The sequence below is a fragment of the Agrobacterium fabrum str. C58 genome (genome assembly GCF_000092025.1).
Lineage (GTDB): Bacteria > Pseudomonadota > Alphaproteobacteria > Rhizobiales > Rhizobiaceae > Agrobacterium > Agrobacterium fabrum.
Genome location: NC_003063.2, coordinates 1324289 through 1339948, shown reverse-complemented (window position 1 = coordinate 1339948; position 15660 = coordinate 1324289). Strand labels below are relative to the sequence as shown.

General features: G+C 58.0%; 14 protein-coding genes and 3 pseudogenes. 10 read left to right on the top strand and 7 right to left on the bottom strand.

Going from position 1 to position 15660, the window contains the following annotated elements; genetic code table 11:
- Nucleotides 1–84 precede the first annotated feature (84 nt).
- From ATU_RS19710 to ATU_RS19695, 5 genes and pseudogenes are all read left to right on the top strand, one after another.
- The gene (locus ATU_RS19710) at nucleotides 85–672 is read left to right on the top strand and encodes a TetR/AcrR family transcriptional regulator (protein ID WP_010973650.1); all 588 of its coding nucleotides are present in this window, start codon (nucleotides 85–87) and stop codon (nucleotides 670–672) included.
- A gap of 146 nt (nucleotides 673–818) precedes the next feature.
- Entirely contained in the window at nucleotides 819–2117 is a 1299-nt protein-coding gene (fabF, locus tag ATU_RS19705) for a beta-ketoacyl-ACP synthase II (RefSeq protein WP_010973649.1), read from the top strand.
- 55 nt (nucleotides 2118–2172) lie between these two features.
- Nucleotides 2173–2547 (top strand): annotated as a pseudogene (locus tag ATU_RS19700) (cell division protein FtsZ); the annotation flags it as partial.
- 72 nt (nucleotides 2548–2619) lie between these two features.
- A pseudogene (locus ATU_RS26705) lies at nucleotides 2620–2761 on the top strand (IS3 family transposase); the annotation flags it as partial.
- Nucleotides 2762–2946: 185 nt separating this feature from the next.
- The gene (locus tag ATU_RS19695) at nucleotides 2947–3150 is read left to right on the top strand and encodes a cold-shock protein (protein ID WP_035216621.1); all 204 of its coding nucleotides are present in this window, start codon (nucleotides 2947–2949) and stop codon (nucleotides 3148–3150) included.
- A gap of 624 nt (nucleotides 3151–3774) precedes the next feature.
- Here the strand turns inward: ATU_RS19695 and ugpQ are convergent.
- The 5 genes from ugpQ to ATU_RS19670 all read right to left on the bottom strand — a co-directional run bounded on the left by ugpQ (nucleotide 3775) and on the right by ATU_RS19670 (nucleotide 9062).
- Nucleotides 3775–4521 carry a glycerophosphodiester phosphodiesterase gene (ugpQ, locus tag ATU_RS19690; protein WP_010973645.1) on the bottom strand — a complete coding sequence of 249 codons (747 nt, stop codon included), beginning with the start codon at nucleotides 4519–4521 and terminating at the stop codon, nucleotides 3775–3777.
- Nucleotides 4522–4533: 12 nt separating this feature from the next.
- A complete protein-coding gene (locus ATU_RS19685; RefSeq protein WP_010973644.1) occupies nucleotides 4534–5646 on the bottom strand; it encodes an ABC transporter ATP-binding protein in 1113 nt (370 codons plus the stop codon).
- Between the two features lie 5 nt (nucleotides 5647–5651).
- On the bottom strand, nucleotides 5652–6710 hold the full coding sequence (locus ATU_RS19680) for a carbohydrate ABC transporter permease (RefSeq protein WP_010973643.1): 1059 nt from the start codon (nucleotides 6708–6710) through the stop codon (nucleotides 5652–5654).
- A complete protein-coding gene (locus tag ATU_RS19675; RefSeq protein ID WP_010973642.1) occupies nucleotides 6710–7621 on the bottom strand; it encodes a carbohydrate ABC transporter permease in 912 nt (303 codons plus the stop codon). The genes ATU_RS19680 and ATU_RS19675 overlap by 1 nt, the downstream gene beginning before the upstream one ends.
- Nucleotides 7622–7688: 67 nt before the next feature.
- A complete protein-coding gene (locus ATU_RS19670) occupies nucleotides 7689–9062 on the bottom strand; it encodes an ABC transporter substrate-binding protein (RefSeq protein WP_010973641.1) in 1374 nt (457 codons plus the stop codon).
- An 89-nt stretch (nucleotides 9063–9151) separates the two neighbouring features.
- Between ATU_RS19670 and ATU_RS19665 the strand changes: the two genes are divergently transcribed.
- Nucleotides 9152–10300, top strand: coding sequence for an ROK family transcriptional regulator (locus ATU_RS19665; RefSeq protein ID WP_010973640.1), 1149 nt, complete (start codon nucleotides 9152–9154; stop codon nucleotides 10298–10300).
- A gap of 139 nt (nucleotides 10301–10439) precedes the next feature.
- Here ATU_RS19665 and tet(30) read toward each other — a convergent pair whose 3' ends face one another.
- Nucleotides 10440–11624, bottom strand: coding sequence for a tetracycline efflux MFS transporter Tet(30) (gene tet(30), locus ATU_RS19660; protein ID WP_010973639.1), 1185 nt, complete (start codon nucleotides 11622–11624; stop codon nucleotides 10440–10442).
- An 88-nt stretch (nucleotides 11625–11712) separates the two neighbouring features.
- Between tet(30) and ATU_RS19655 the strand changes: the two genes are divergently transcribed.
- On the top strand, nucleotides 11713–12360 hold the full coding sequence (locus ATU_RS19655) for a TetR/AcrR family transcriptional regulator C-terminal domain-containing protein (RefSeq protein WP_010973638.1): 648 nt from the start codon (nucleotides 11713–11715) through the stop codon (nucleotides 12358–12360).
- A gap of 26 nt (nucleotides 12361–12386) precedes the next feature.
- On the opposite strand, the pseudogene ATU_RS26700 reads toward ATU_RS19655, so the two are convergent.
- Nucleotides 12387–12548 (bottom strand): annotated as a pseudogene (locus tag ATU_RS26700) (GNAT family N-acetyltransferase); the annotation flags it as partial.
- 538 nt (nucleotides 12549–13086) lie between these two features.
- Here ATU_RS26700 and ATU_RS19650 point away from each other — a divergent pair.
- The 3 genes from ATU_RS19650 to ATU_RS19640 all read left to right on the top strand — a co-directional run bounded on the left by ATU_RS19650 (nucleotide 13087) and on the right by ATU_RS19640 (nucleotide 15500).
- Nucleotides 13087–13980: a helix-turn-helix transcriptional regulator gene (locus tag ATU_RS19650; protein WP_046033695.1), complete on the top strand. Its 894-nt coding sequence runs from the start codon at nucleotides 13087–13089 to the stop codon at nucleotides 13978–13980.
- 90 nt (nucleotides 13981–14070) lie between these two features.
- Complete coding sequence (locus tag ATU_RS19645) at nucleotides 14071–14781, top strand: YbhB/YbcL family Raf kinase inhibitor-like protein (RefSeq protein ID WP_010973636.1); 711 nt, start codon at nucleotides 14071–14073, stop codon at nucleotides 14779–14781.
- 29 nt (nucleotides 14782–14810) lie between these two features.
- A complete protein-coding gene (locus ATU_RS19640; RefSeq protein WP_035257871.1) occupies nucleotides 14811–15500 on the top strand; it encodes a class I SAM-dependent methyltransferase in 690 nt (229 codons plus the stop codon).
- Nucleotides 15501–15660 lie beyond the last annotated feature (160 nt).

Below are 15660 nucleotides of genomic sequence, written 5' to 3'. Positions count from 1 at the left end.
TCGACGGTGATAGCGTAATTCTTAGATTGCATCCTAAATCTAAAGCATATATAGATGTCAAGTGAAATCTAATTGGAGGTCCACATGAGAGTGAGCCGCGCACAGGCCGAGGAAAATCGAGAGAGGGTCATCACCGTTGCAAGCCGGCTGTTTCGAGAGCATGGGTTCGACGGGATAGGGCTGAAGGATCTGATGAAGGGCGCCGGCCTTACGCAGGGGGGATTCTACAAACAATTCGCCTCGAAGGACGACCTTGCCGCCCTTGCATCCCGGCGCGCGCTCGAAAGCGCCACAAGAAGATGGTCAGACGCGGCCGCAGACACCTCAGATCCGCTGGAAGCAATTATGGCGTTCTATCTTTCCAAGGATCACAGAGGAGAGAAAGCCGAAGGTTGCCCGCTTGTCGCTTTGGGGTCGGATGCCGCCCGGCAGAGCGCGGAAGTCCGACGTCCGTTCGAGGACGGTATCCGTGGCCATTTTGAGGTGCTGGATGAACTCATGGGTCACGCCGACAGTTCCGGCCCCAGCGAAAAGGCGATGGCGATCCTGTCGATGATGGTGGGGGCTGTCACGCTCTCCCGCATCATCGAAGACGAACGCCTGTCGGAAAGCGTCCTCGATGCGGCCGCTGGCGAAGTCAAGCGTATAGCGCGCAGTGATGGTGATGACTGAAGGCGACGGCCCGGTCCGACCACCCTGGAAGGTGAGAGCGTCCTAGGCTCTGCTTAAACTGCATGTCTGGAGAAATGATCCTGACCCTGTTCTCGGTCGGGACGCCGAAGGCATGCCTATTTTATCGTGAAGACAGGTGGAAACAGATGCGTCGTATCGTTGTAACAGGAATGGGAGCCGTCAGCCCTCTTGGCGCGAATGTGGATATCTCATGGTCGCGGCTCCTTGCTGGCCAAAGCGGGATCCGGCGACTGACCGACGATGTCGTCGGAGATCTTCCTGCGAAAGTGGGAGGCGTTGTCCCTTCTCTCGCCGAAGACCCAGAAAGAGGATTCGATCCGGACAGGATCATTGCACCCAAGGATCAGCGCAAGGTCGACCGCTTCATCATCTTCGCGCTGGCGGCGGCGGAAGAAGCGCTCGTGCAGGCAAACTGGAAGCCGGTCTCGAATGAAGACAGGTTGCGAACCGCGACAATCATCGCATCCGGCATCGGCGGTTTCCCTGCCATCACGGAAGCCGTGCGAACCGTTGATCAACGCGGTGTACGCCGCCTCTCTCCCTTCACGATACCGTCGTTCCTCGTCAATCTCGCAGCCGGGCAAGTCTCGATCCGCCACGGTTTCAAAGGTCCGCTGGGAGCACCCGTAACGGCGTGTGCTGCCGGCGTTCAGGCGATCGGCGACGCTGCACGGCTTATCCGGTCCAATGAAGCCGACATTGCGGTTTGCGGTGGAACGGAAGCTTGCATGAACATCGTCAGCCTCGGCGGCTTCGCGGCGGCAAGGTCGCTTTCCACCGGTTTCAACGAGACGCCGACCAAGGCGTCGCGTCCCTTCGATACCGCGCGTGACGGCTTCGTCATGGGTGAAGGCGCGGGCGTACTCGTCATCGAGGCACTCAGCCACGCTCTCGCCCGCGGAGCCACCCCGATTGCCGAACTCGTTGGATACGGCACGACAGCCGACGCCCACCACATCACGTCAGGCCCCGAGGATGGAAGTGGGGCACGCAGGGCCATGGAGATTGCCATCGCGCAAGCGGGCATCGCCCCTCATGAGATTGGTCATCTGAACGCGCATGCGACATCGACGCCGGTTGGGGACCTCGGAGAAATCAGGGCCATCAAGAGTGTGTTTGGGCAACGAAAGTCGGTTGCTGTCAGTGGGACCAAGTCGGCGACGGGGCACCTGCTTGGCGCGGCCGGCGGGCTGGAAGCCATCTTCACGATTCTAGCGCTCAAAAATCGGATCGCCCCTCCGACACTGAACCTGAACGCGCCGGATACGGAATCGGACGGGATCGATTTTGTTGCAAACCTGGCACGATCCCTGGACGCTGAATATGCCATATCCAACGGCTTCGGTTTTGGCGGCGTCAATGCCAGCGTTCTTTTCCGACGTTGGCCAAAGGCAAGCAATAGCGGGATATCCTCCGTGCGCTGATGCCCGTCACCACATAACCGCATGACATCATGCCTTTGCCAGGAGATCGGCTTCCATGAAACCAACAATGGCCACAACGCCGCCCAGCATAACGCTCCTCAAGCCCAGAATTGCCGTCATCAGCGTCGGCGGTGGTGGCGGCAATGCGGTCAACAACATGATCATGCAGTATCTTGAGGGCGCGGAGTTTATCCTTGCGAATACCGATGCCCAGGCATTGTCGATGTCAAAAGCGCCACGGCTTGTCCAGCTTGGCCCGACGGTCACGGAGGGGCTTGGTGCCGGATCATTGGCTGATATTGGACAGGCGGCAGCCGACGAATCGATTGACGAGATCATGGACCACCTCGACGGAATGCATATGTGTTTCGTGACGGCGGGCATGGGGGGCGGAACAGGCACAGGTGCGGCACACGTCATCGCCCGTGCTGGATCACCACTTTCCTGTAATCGAAATGGCTGGTTTGCGGCTCTTATTTTTGAGAACGCGGAGCCGACATGAGTGAGACAACGTTCTATTCCTACGGTGCTGGATATCGAGGCAGAACATCCCTCGCGGCGGGCTGCTGTTTCATCAGTTACGGCACAGATCGGCTGCTCGCCGGCCACGCTAAGTGAGAAATAACGAGGTGGAACGTGGCGAATGAGCTGGTTTGCCACGTGACGCGGCCGAGAATATGAAGGATCTTTATCATTAAAAATTATTGCAAAACATATAGTTAGATAGAATTCATCCGAACCGATGGATTTGCTTGTCACCGAAATCCTTGCCGTACCGATCAATGATCGGTATTGCGTTGAGGTGCACTCAGCAATCAACGAGGACAAGATGGCAACTGGCACTGTAAAATTCTTCGCTCAGGACAAGGGCTTTGGCTTCATTACCCCTGACAATGGCGGTCCTGACGTATTCGTTCACATCTCGGCAGTCGGTTTCGGCGGCTCTCTTCAGGATGGTCAGAAGGTGAGCTACGAGTTGGGACAAGACCGCAAGACCGGTAAATCGAAAGCCGAGAACGTCACTCTCCTTTGATGGCAGCGCCGCGGCCCAACGCACGATAGCGCGTGAGCACTACGCTGCACCTGGGCCGCCACCGCCGGCATTCGAACCGAAAGGCCAAGTGAGGGTATCCCTGCTCGCTGGACCGGGAGTTGCTCTAACGGCAATGGACGAAGCTCCCAACAGCGAGGATGCGCGTTCGACCGCTTTTTTGAAGCGCGGGTCGCGTATCAGGCCTGGAATGCACATGCATCGGTTCGTAGCGCAGGCGAACAGGTCGACGACTCGTTTCAGCACGAATGAAGCGCCACCTTGTCTAGGCGAGGTGGCGCTCTTCGCCAGCGCAATGCTTCACAGTTTCCAGGCAAAATTGCTGGAACGCCGGAATTGGACCCCAGCGCCGTGCGTTTCATATGGCGGCTTTTCCGGCGAGAGCTTCGAGGCATTCACCGCTTATGCCTGGTCAAAATGGACGGCGCGGACATTTACCCGCCCTCGACCGACGGCATCTATTCTGTTTTCCCAAGGGCGACAATCACGCGAATAGTATGACCAAGTGGAACCTGCGTCTTACCCGCTCGCCGATGTGATGGCGACGATCGGGTTATGGGCGTCAATATGTGTCATATACCCCCAAATCTAGAAGCATCTTGACGTTCAGCAAGTGGAAGATGAATTGCTTGCAAGCAATAGTTCCGCCATCCCGCTGCGGACCGCGGCGAACAGGTCCGGGCGGTCAAGGTTGATGTAGTCCACATCACTCGTTGCGATTTCACGATGAACGGCCATGTCATCGCCACCATAATAGACCATGATTTCCAGACCGGCTTTGCGGCTCGCCTCGATGATGCCGGGACGGCGCATCTGCGCGGGGGTTATCTCGATGATCGACGCATGATGCACGGCCCCGACAAGCGACGGTGATTTCGCGATGTCGAGTGTCATCATCCTGCGAAACTCGGGTGCGATCGACTGCAAACCCTGACGCATCTCTTCGGAGAAGGAAAAATAAAAGGTATCGCGCACCATGCCGAGATGACGCACAAGGGCTGCAACCTTGGCGGGGTCGCAATATTTCAGTTCAATATAAACCCCGGCACGACCACGCAGATGTTCGAGATAAGCATCGAGCCGCGGCACGATGGCACCCTTGAACCTGTCGTCGAACCAGCCGCCGGCATCAAGCGTGTCGATCTCGCTCGACAGCATATGCCCGACCGGACCGGTGCCGTTGGTGGTGCGATCCAGCGTCTCGTCATGAATGACGTAAAGCACGCCGTCCGCGCTCTCGCGCACGTCGAGTTCGATATAATCGGCACCCTGCTGAAGTGCGAGATCGGCTGCAGCAAAGGTGTTCTCCGGCGCAAATCTGTTGGCGCCGCGATGGGATACGATCTTGGTCACTGAAAATTCCTGTCAGTTTGCCGGTTGGAGTGTCCTGGCACGCGCCTCTGCGTCATGCGAGAGATCGGCATGAAGGCCGATGATGCGATCGCCTTCCTTGTCGAAGACCAGAGTGAAATCCGGTTTGCAGGCGATGCCGACCTGCGCTCCCGGCGCGTACCGCACGCTTTCACCATATTCGAGCGCATGAACCGGGCCAGCCGGCGTGACGATCGTGTAGAATACTTCACGCCCCATCGGCTCGACGCTGGCGACCTCACCTTTGAGAGCGGCGCGCTCGAGAGAGACAAGCGTGATATCCTCGGGCCGCAGACCGAAGGTAACCTCGCCGGTATGGTCTGACGTCAAATCAAAAGACGCTTCGGCGATCTCCAGCCGACCACCTTTGGCATGGCCTTTCATACGGTTCATGGGCGGCGTGCCGATGAAACCTGCGACGAACAGATTGTTGGGACGGCGATAGAGATCATCCGGCGTGCCGATCTGGGCGATTTCGCCATTGTTCATGCAGATGATCCGGTCCGCCATGGTGATCGCTTCGATCTGGTCGTGGGTGACGATCAATGTGGTGAAGCCGAGGCGTTTCTGGATGCTCTTGAGCTCCGCCCGCATGGTGATGCGCAGCGTGGCATCGAGATTGGACAGCGGTTCGTCGAGGAGGAGAATATTCGGCTCCTTCACCAGCGCGCGGGCAAGCGCCACACGCTGCTGCTGCCCGCCGGAAAGCTGCGAGGGACGACGATCGAGAAGGGAGCTTATCTGCACGAGCGCTGCGGCCTCGTCCATGCGCCTGGCGACTTCCTCTTTTCCCATGCTTTTGAAACGTAAGGGGAAGGCAATGTTTTCGCGGACCGTCAGGTTTGGATAAAGCGCGTAGGACTGGAAAACGACGCCGACATTGCGATCGCGGGCATCGATGCGATTGACGTTTTGGCCATCAAAGGCGATCTCGCCGCCGGTCGGCGCATAAAGCCCGGCGAGTAGAAACAGCGTCGTCGATTTGCCGCAGCCGGAAGGACCGAGAATGGCCACGAACTCGCCGTTCTCGATGGTGAGGTTCATCGGCTTCAGAACCTGGGTCTCGCCCCAGTTTTTGGTGACATTATTGAGGGTGATCTTGGCCATGACGATTATCCCTTGATCCCGCCGAAACTCATCTGCGTGATGTATTTTTGCGTGAAGGTGTAGAGGATCAGCACAGGCAGGAGATAGACGACACCAACGGCGGCGATCATGCCGTAATCAGCGCCCATATTGTCCTGTGCGACAAAGAAGAGGTAGAGGCTCATCGTCATGTGGCTCTTGTCGATGAGCAGCGTCTGGACGAAGACATATTCCTCCCAGCCTCTGAGGAAGGTGAAGGTGGCGACGGCAATCAGGCCGCCGCGAACCTGTGGCAACACCACCATACGAAACGCCTGCGAGCGCGTTGCCCCATCGGTCACCGCGCTCATTTCGATGTCCCAGGGCACATTGTCGAAAAAACCCTTGAGGACAAATATCGCGAAAGGCAGTTCCAGCGCGCTCATGACCAGCACGACGCCCGTAAGGCTGTTGAGCAGGCCCATATAGTGAAGCTGGATGAAAATCGCGACGGTGAGCGCCAGAGCCGGGAAAGCGTGCAGGAGCAGCAGACCACGCAGGAAATTTTCACGCCCCGCAAAAGCAAAACGCGACAAAGCGTAGGCTGCGGGCGTTGCGACCAGCGTTACGATCAATGTCTGGGAAATCGCAAAGACAAGCGAACTGCCCAGCGCCGTCCAGATCGACGGCAACAGATCCATGCGCGTCGTGCCGGTTCCGGCGATATCGCGGTTCCAGAGGAAACGGTAATTCTCGAATGTCAGATGCGGGAAGAGGCCGATGCCGCCGAGTATGACGACTACAAGACCCAGCGCGGCCCAGGCAAATACGGGCCTGCGCAACCGGTCCGCCAGTATCGCGATGACGATCGCACCCAGATAGGCGACGCCGGCAATCCCGGTGCTGCGCCAGAGAACGAGACGGCTGACGGCATCATCCGACGACGTCAACGACTTCACTGCCAGCCAGAGATAGGGCAGCAGTACCGGAACGGACACGACCGTCAAGAAAAGGATGATGGCGGTAAGAAAGCCGGCACGATTGGCAAAGCCACGGCTTTCGAGGCGCTTCCAGTCAGCGGATGTTGCGGGATGGGAAAGCGACATCACAGCACCTCGATCCTGGGAGCGGCAAAGGTGGAGCGCATATTGGTAACGCGCCATTGAACCAAGGTTACGGCGACGCCGATCACCATCAGGCCGAGCGCCAGTGCTGCGCCATAGGCATAGGCGCCATTTTCGAAAGCGCGGCGATAAATATAGAGCGCATAGGGGGTGGAATCGTAAACCGGCCCCCCACCGGTGATCAGCAGGATGTATTCATAGGTCGTCATCAGTGAAAGCGCCTGATAGATGGTGATGAAGCGGATCGGCTGCGACAGGGCCGGCGCCACCACATGGCGCAGCACGCCCCATTCGCTGGCGCCATCAACCCGCGCGGCGTTGGCAAGATGCGATGGGATGGAGCGGATCGCCGAGGTGAGGATCACCATGGCGAAGGATGCGCCTACGATACCATTCGCCAGAATGACCAGGAACAGCGGGAAATCGTTGCGAAGGTTGATCGGCGCAAGGCCAAGAGTGGCGGTAATCTGATTGAGCAGGCCGGAGGGTGACGGATCGGCGATCCATATCCACAGGATGCCATAAAGGACGGCGGGCGACATGCGCGGCAAAAGCCACAGTCCCCGGAAAAAATTGCCGAGCCTGTCCGGGATCGCCGTCGAGGTCATCGCCAGAAGCGCGCCGAGGCCGACGTTGAAGATGAAGAGGGTGGCGGTGACATAGATCAGCGTCGTCAGCAACACCATCGGAATGCGCGCGTCACGCTGCACGATCCGCTCAAAATTCCGCATGGTAAACTCGCCGACCCGAAGGCTGGCCCCCATGTCGGTAAAGGCAATTACCGCATTGATGGCGATCGGCGCCAAGAAGAACACGACGAGAAGGGCGATGGCCGGAGCGAGATAAAACAGCGGCCGGGCCGGCCGGTGAGGCCTGATCTGGAAATTCGACATTGCAAAGTACCGGTGGGAAAGGTGATGCCGCCCGGGGGCAAGGCCGGGCGGCACGGGCTGATCAGGCTTAGTTGCTGGCGGCGTCGCGGATTTCCACCTCGCCACCGAACTGCAGTTCAAGCTCGTCGGCGATGAAATCCACCGCCTGCGCAGCCGTCATCTTGCCGGTTTCGACAGCCTGCAGGCCACTGAACAGAACCTTGTTATAGCTGCCGAACTTGGTGTGGTTCGGCACGAACTGCGCGTGTTTCATCATCGGCGACGCGGCAGAGAGAACCCAGTTGTCACTGTATTTCGGCATCGCGGTCTGCGCGTGGCTGATTGCCGTGTGGTAGGAGGTGACGGCGTGTTCATTGTTGAAATAGGGCAGCGACGCGAGCGCCACGAGATCGGCGGCGATGTCGGCGTTTTTGCTCTTGGCATTGACCGTGTAGAGAAGCGGATGCGACAGGTTTGCGGGCTTGCCGCCCTTTTCTGCCGCCGGCGCCGGAATCCAGCCTATCTTGTGGAAATAACCATCCTTGTCGGTCGGCCAGGTCGCACCGTTCTTTTCACCGACCTGCCAGGCAACGGCCCAGACGCCCTGATGGAAGACAAAGGCCTTTTCCTGCTTGAAGGCCCCCTGGATCGCATCCCAGCTCATGGCTGTATTGTCCACGGGGGTCACGCCCTGCTTGGCGTTGCGCTCATACCAGCCAAGCGCTTTGGCCATCTCGGCCTTCGGGAAGATCAGTTTGCCGGTCTTTTCGTCCATGAATTTTACGCCGTAGGACTGAAAGACCATCAGATAGTCAATACCGACGTTCGGGCGATGCAGCATGCCGTATTCTGCGGCCTTGCCGTCAACGACTTCCTTGGAAAGCGCCGTCAGGTCGTCAAGCGTGAATTCGCCCGCTTCGACCTTGGCCGGCAGACCTTCGATGAAGGCTTCGTCTTTGCCGATCTTGCGCAGCATGTCCTTGTTGTAGAAAAACATGCGGATTTCTGCATCCTGCGGCACGCCGTAGATCTTGCCATCGGTCGCCTTGGCGGAATTCCAAAGCACGGGCAGGATATCGCCATAAACCCAGGGTGCAGCGGCAATCCTGTCGTCCATCTGCAGGGCATAACCCTCCTGAGCGAACTGGCCGATCCACTCATGCGGCAGCACGTAGATATCCGGCCCCTGACCGACCGACAGCGCCTTCAGCGTTTCGAGCGCCAGATCGTCCCAGCCTTTGACGACGCTATTATTGGCCTCGATGACGATGCGCTTGTCTACGCCCGCAGCCTTGAATTGCTGGTTCATGATCTCGGCGGCGCCTTCGATATTGGTGACGCGACCGGGTGCACTGCGCTCGGCAAGGGTGGAAATCTTGATCTTGATGTCTTCTGCATGCGCCAGCCCGGCGGAAAGGGCAGAAATCGCCACGGAGGCGAGGAAAGCAAACGATTTGGTCATGACAATTGATCCGGTTGATGGTTTTTATTTAATTAAGTTGCTTAAGTAACAAAGTCATGACATCGCCATGGGTGGTGGGGGAAACTTCGATGAGACATGCGCCTTTTGAGGGAATTGGAGCGACGCAGGTCGCCGTGCTGCGATATCTGCGTCGCAGAGGATCAGCATCCCGTGTCGAGATCGCCGAACTGTGTGGCGTCACCGCCGCCGCCATCAGCATGATGACGCGCGACCTTCTTGAACGGGGGGTGATACTTGAGGGAGAAAGGCGCCAGGCCGGACGTGGAGCCCCCCATATCAATCTCAAGCTGAACCCTTCGGTTGGGTATGCCTTGGGGGTTCACTGCAACCGCTTCTCTGTTGCGTTGACCCTGCTTGATTTTTGCGGGGACGTCCTGGGTGAATTACGCTGCCCCGGGCGCTACGACACGTTTGAGGACGTTCGGGAAGAGATTATCGAGGGCAAGGCCAAGTTGCTGCAACAGGCTGACCTGGAGGACGAAGTACTGGTCGGCGCGGGGATCGCGATGCCCACTCGCTTTCGTCAGGGCGCGTCTTTTCTCGATCTCGCCCAGGAAGTCGTGTCATGGTCGGGACCGGACCTCGCTGCTTCCCTTCAAAAGGGTTTGGGCTGTGCGGTCAGGATCGAAAACGATGCCAACGCTGCCGTGATGGGCGAACTGACACTTGGCAACGCCGCTGACCACGAAAACTTCGTTTACCTGTATCTGTCCGAGGGTATTGGCGGCGGTATTATCATTGGGAAACAACTTTACCGCGGCAATTTCGGTAACGCCGGAGAAATAGGCGCATTGCGAGCACGGGGCCTGACGCGCCCCTCCTTTGAAGACCTGGCTGAATTTTGCGCGGGTCATTCCGGCAATGTACCGTCAGACCGGTCGCCAGACGCCTGGAACACCTATCTGAACAGCAATCAAGAGCTTGTAGATACGTGGATAAATCGGGCCGGGCCAGAAACTGCCAGACTGGGATTTTCCCTCAGCGCTGTTCTGGCCCCTGAGGCAATATATGTCGGGGGCTCCCTGCCCCGCATGATCCGGGAACAATTATGCCCCTGGCTCGATTTTTCAGTTTCCGATCCGTTCGAGGGTGCGAAAGTTCTTCAGCCGGCAATTCTTTTGCCCGAAGTCTCTGCTGCGGATACCGTGGCTTTCGGCGCGGCAGCCATGATCCTTCATGACCTTCCAGCCATAGCTAATATGCGCTCGCAATCGTGATCGGCCGAAAAGCGTCGCTTGGAGATGCCGTTGAACTGGCGTTCTGATTTCCAGTTCAACGCTCGTACCTGTTTGATTCGAAGCGATGACATCAAATCGGCGGCGAAGATAAACACGAGGCGCATGACGTCCGGAGTCTTTAAGCCGCCACAGCCTTCGGGGTTTTCACCGTTGCGAACAGCGGCAAGGCGAGAAGATAAAGTGCGGCACCCACCAGCCAGATCGTCCCGATCCAGATGCTTTTGGTGGAAAAGAACACTGCGGTGGTCAGCACCGGCCCTATTATACCCGCCAGGCTCATGAGGCTGGCGAGCACGCCCTGCAACTGGCCCTGCTGATCATCGCTCACGCGGCTGGTTACCAGAGATTGCAGCGCCGGCATGGCAACGCCGCCCAATGCAAACAGGGGCGCTACCGCGTAGCCCATCCAGCTCTGGTTGGCGAAGGCCATCAGCATATAAGCCAGCATGTCAAAGCCAACGCCGATCATCAACGTGCCCAAATCACCAAAGCGGCGCGAGAGCGGCCCGACGAGAAAGGCCTGCGCCAGGGCGCCACTGACGCCGAAAACCGATAGCGACAGGCCCATATGCACCGAATCCCATCCGAACCGCTCGGCGCCATAGAGCACCCAGATCGTTCCCGGGATGGCGGCCACCAGACCGAAGACGACAGAGACGGTTACAAGTGGCAGGAGCGGCTTGAAATTCCAAAGCCACACCAATGGCGCCAACGGGTTAAGTTCCTTGAACGCAAACTTGCCCGGACCGGCCTTTCGGCTTTCCGGCAGAACAAACAGCGCGACGAACAGGTTGAGGCCATTGAACAGGGCTGCCACAAGAAATGGTGCCCGAAGCCACCAGGCGCCAATGACGCCACCAATGACGGGACCGATGATAAAGCCCAGGCTCATCACGGCACCAACCGTGCCAAACCGCTGCGCGCGCTGCTCGGCTGGGGTGATGTCAGTGATGTAGGCGCTTGCCACCGCCATATTTGCGCTGGTGATCCCCGCCATGGCCCGCCCGACGACGAGCACCCAGCCGAGCGGGGAAAATGCCATAACAAGGTAATCAAGCAGGGTACCGGCCAAAGAAAGCAACAAGACCGGGCGCCGACCGAACCGGTCGCTGAGCGCACCAAGGATCGGCGAGAACACAAATTGCATGACGGCGAATACCCCCAGCATGACCCCATAGAGGAACCCGATGTCGCCGCCGCCAGTCACCTCGACCAAGATGTCCGGCAGGATCGGGAAGATCAGGCCTGCGCCAATGGCGTCGAGGGCAACGGTTGAGAGAATAACGATAAGGGCCTTGTTCATGGTATGGCATCCCTATAAAGCTTTATCAGTGATAAATTTATCGGCGATAAGCTCCCTTATCAATGATAAGTCAAGAGGGATTCTATCCATGGCTATCGGACGTGATCGCATTGTCGATGAGGCCCTGCGGCTCCTGAACGAGGTGGGAATAGACAAGCTGTCCACCCGCAAGCTCGCGGAACGGCTGGGCGTCCAGCAGCCGGCGCTCTACTGGCACTTCCGCAACAAGGCGGAATTGCTCGACGCCATCAATTCCGAAATGCTGCTGCGTTATCACTGCGATCGCCTGCCCAAACCCGGCCAGGATTGGATTACGTTCACGCTGGCCAATGCCCGCAGCATTCGCAAGACCTTGCTCACCGTGCGCGATGGCGCGCGGCTAACCGCAGGTACACGGCCTTCCGTCGCCGAGTTTGCCGATGTGGAAAGCGTCTTGCAGCTCTATGTCGAGACGGGATTTTCCGCAGAGGAGGCATTTGGGATCGCCATTTGCATCACGCGCTATGTGGTCGGCTATGTGCTCGAAGAACAGGGAGAGCGCGAACGGGATCGGATGGATCAACACTCGCCCAATACCGACATCATGGCAGAACTCGCACAGTTCCCCCTGCTTGCAAAAGCTCTTGAAAGCTTCCCCACGGTTGGAACGGTCAACACCGAAGCCGTGTTCGAGAGTGGGCTAAGTTACCTGCTGGCCGGTATGAAGGAGAAGCTGCGGGAGAAACAGTCTAGATAGGCGAAGACTCTGGCGCGGACGTGCAATCAGTTTCCGGTATACAACATGTCTTTTTCAAACCTTAACATGCCACTGTCGCTGGCATCACTCTCTTCTGTGTCGTGCGGATCAGGATGCCGCGAATTATAATATTCGACAATTTTGAATCCGCATTTGTTGACGTAAAAATGAATGTTGCGCTTTTCGAAAGTATAACTCTATGGAATGGCCTGGATGGGACCGTGAACGGATGGTCCAGTCTTGGAGGCTAAGGATGAAAATAGCTGCCATGAGCGGGGCCGTTCTCCATGACCGTTTCCGAGCCCGAAGCTGCCGTAGTTGCGTCCGAGTGAGAAGACCGCAATGGATGTTGAAAGCAGCGGATGACTACTCCAAGTCTTCTTGAGCAAATTCATCGGTAACATGAATATCGGTCGTCTCCCCCGAACTCCATAGTTTTAGCACACTCTAACGAGGAAAGCCCGGTTTTGGCCCACCCACGACATTGAGCCCAAACACGCGTACGGCTGCTTTGGGGGAAATTTCCGGTCTGCGTGAACAGCCGAAATGAAGGCGCATTGCAGATCTACCGGAACCGACCCGATCTCAAACGTTGGAACCCTTAAAAAAAGATCGCCAATATCAGACATTGCCTTTCCCGTTTCAGCGCCCTTCGGCGGCATATCGACAGCCACCTGATTTCGACGTAGCAATGACGCCTGATCCAATTTCGAGATGGCTTGTTCAATGCGCCACAGCGACAAAACACTGCGGCGGCGTCTGGTTGATGCACTGCGCCCGTTGGCCGAGCGCGACACGCGCTTACTGCTCAACAACGAAGACCCACCGTTCATCTCGGCCTTTGTCGCCCGTCACCGGGAAACGATTTCCGAGCTCAGCATGCCAGCCGCCGGCCTAGTCATCGTTATTGAAGGCCGCAAAGAAGTGCTGTGGGGCGCCGAATGTAATATCTACCACGCCGGTGACGCCTTCGTACTGCCGGCCGGTGCGGAGGTCGACGTTGTCAACGAACCAGATGCAGACACTGGCGTCTATCGCGCCCTGTTCGTCCGCTTCTCTCGTGCCCTGGTCATTGAGGCGGCGCGCCTTTGGCCACAACTCATCGTGCGCGAAGTGCCCCTCGGCTCTTCCATCACAATCAGTCCAACACTCTGCTCGGCAATCATCCATAGTGGCGAGGTGCTGGCAGGTCCGCTCGACCAATCCCGGCGCGTCGTAGACCACCGTCTCCTCGAGGTTCTGCTTATCCTGGCCGAACAGGGTGCACTGCCATTGATGCCCAAATATGTCGACGGTTCAGTCACAGAGGCGGTGCGGCTCTTGATCCGCCACCGGCTCGATCACGCGTGGTCCACCGCTGCGGTCGCCGCGTCCCTGTCGATGTCAGAGGCCACCCTGCGGCGTCGACTGCGGGACGAAAACCAATCACTCCGCGCGCTGCTGCTCGCCGAAAGAATGCAAGCCGCTTATCTCATCCTCTCGGATCGGGATGCCGATGTTGCCGAGGCAATCGCCGCTACGGGCTATGCTTCACGTTCACACTTCTCGCGGCGCTTTCAGGATGCCTTCGGACAGGCTCCTTCGACCGTTCGAAGGGCACGTAAAAAACCAACGGCCTGATCGCTTCAGGCTCATTTCTGATCAGATCTGGCCCATCCGCGCGGGCATCGTTCCCTATGCTCGACTGAAATCAACCAAGCGAGATGAACAATGATCGGGAATAAAAGCATATGGGCCGCCATTACAGTGGCCGCCATATTTTCGGCGACGGCGCCCATGGCAGCAGACTCCACGCTGTCCGTGAAAATCGAAGCGCTTGACAGCTCTGGCCGGTTTGCAGACGCAGCCACCTTCTGCCCACCCGGGATTGGGTCCAAAGACGTGAGCCCCGGCGTCTCATGGTCGGCAGGCCCCGAGGGCACCAGATCTTACGCGTTGCTGATGATCGATCCGGACGTACCGCAGGATTTTAGCCTCATCAATAAACCTGGCACCACAATTCCAGCCGAGGCGCCGCGGATCAGCGTTTTTCACTGGGTGCTGGCCGATATTCCCGCCGGTATCATGTCCATCGGCGAAGGCGCAGAAAGCGAGGGTCTCGTGCCGGGCGGTAAGCCGGTCGGCGTAACGCCTCACGGGCTGCGCGGCGCCAATGTCTATACCAGTTTTCTGGCCAAAACTGATGGCATGGCTGGCACCTATGGCGGTTACGACGGCCCCTGCCCGCCCATAAACGACCAGCGCATCCACCACTACACCCTTAAAGTGTTCGCACTCGATGTTCCGACATTGGGCCTTTCCGGGCCGTTCACTGGCGAAGACGTGAAAAAATCCATGGCTGGCCACATTCTGGCGAGCGGCGAAGCAATAGCGACCTATTCATTGAACCCGAGCCTGATCCCCGCCGCCACGCCGAACTAGATCACCATCTCGAAAGGTTGAACCGCACCATGTCATCGATAAACGTTTTGTCCTTACCCGTCTTCAATCGGGATGCATCCGGCTACGACGCCCTTCGGCGCGGCCTCATTCCCTGTTTCGATGCGTTTTACGGCACAGCACTCGACTTGATCGACGACTGGCGGGACGCCGAGAAACTGCGGGTACTCGATCTTGGCGCTGGCACGGGCCTTTTCACCGCCATGCTGCTGACCCGCCACCCCGATGCCCAGATCCACCTCATCGATGCCTCCGAAAAGATGCTCGAGCAGGCCCGGAAACGCTTCGATGGTAATCCGGCCATCACCTATGCTGTGGCCGACATGGCCAATACCGAACTCGGCGGTCCGTGGGATCTCATCATATCGGCATTGGCGATTCATCATCTGGAAGACATCGGGAAAAAGCACCTCTTCGGTGAAATTCGGGGCGCCTTGTCGGAGGGCGGCCTGTTCGTCAACGTCGAGCAGGTCCTTGGCCACGATCCCGAGGTAGAAGCGCGCTACGCTCGTACCTGGCTTCAGCAAGTCAGAAGGCTGGGCGTAGCCGAAGTGGAAATCGCAAAAGCGCACGAGCGCATGTCCCATGATCGCTGCTCACCGCTCGAAAACCAGTTGCAATGGATGCGCGATACCGGATTTTGCGAAATTGACTGCAGCTTCAAAGCATGGCGTTTCGCTGTACTCAGCGGCCGACGTTAGGACCGAGCAGGCGCCCGTGACGGATTGTCGAGCCCTCGCAGCCTCCGTTACGATCGTTGATTGGTCCAAGCCTGTCATGGGACGCTGGCATCCCTGTTTTGGGATTGCTCATTCCAGGGATATTCTCGCTGCTGGCGATTATCTGGGCGGGAGGTACGGC